The following is an 804-nucleotide window of genomic DNA, read 5'->3' as shown; positions in this document are numbered from 1 at the left end:
CATCGCTTGGCAGTTGATAGAGCATCCGGCGCGCAAGAATTACGACCTGTCGTCGCTTACCAACATAATGTACGGCGGTGCTCCGGTTGGGCCCGAGCTCGCACGAAGAATTGCAGAGGTTTTCCCTGACGTAACACCGGGCTACGGGTGGGGCATGACCGAGGTCTCTGGCGCCTTCACTCGAAATCTGGGGCGAGACTACAGCCTTAGGCCAAATAGCGCTGGCTTGGCACCTCCAGTACTCGATATGGAGATTCGAGATCCGACCGACGCCCGGCACGTATTACCCATCGGTGCAATTGGTGAGCTTTGGGTGCGTGGACCACAAAACGTCCGATGCTATTGGAATAACGCTGAAGCAACTGCCGCTACATTTGAAGACGGCTGGTTACGCACGGGCGATATGGCGCACATTGACGAAGAAGGATTTCTATACGTTGTAAATCGCATAAAGGATATGCTTATACGCGGCGGCGAGAACATCTATTGCGGAGAAGTTGAAAGCGTTCTTTGTGAGCATCCAGATGTCCTTGAAGCCGCCTTGATTGGAATCCACCATAGGACTCTCGGAGAAGAGCCGGGTGCTGTAGTTCATTTGCGTGCCGGCGGTAAAGTCACGGAAGCCGAACTACGCAAGCTCGTTAGCGCTAAGCTAGCCGCGTTCAAGGTACCGGTAAAGGTGGCTTTCTGGCCCGACCCTCTTCCCCGTAACGCAGGCGGAAAGATCATGAAGGTCGAGCTGAAGGAAGCGTTCGCATCGATTGCTGAGCTGAGATAGACGCAGTCGTAGTTTACATGACAACG

At 54.1% G+C, this 804-nt stretch carries 1 protein-coding gene; it reads left to right on the top strand.

Annotated features, from left to right (window positions below; genetic code table 11):
• On the top strand, nt 1-778 hold a 778-nt coding region (locus H8A95_RS43300), incomplete at its 5' end, for a class I adenylate-forming enzyme family protein (RefSeq protein ID WP_229188487.1).
• Nucleotides 779-804 lie beyond the last annotated feature (26 nt).

The organism is Bradyrhizobium oropedii (assembly GCF_020889685.1).
GTDB lineage: Bacteria > Pseudomonadota > Alphaproteobacteria > Rhizobiales > Xanthobacteraceae > Bradyrhizobium > Bradyrhizobium oropedii.
This window is presented reverse-complemented; position numbering and strand designations above follow the sequence as displayed.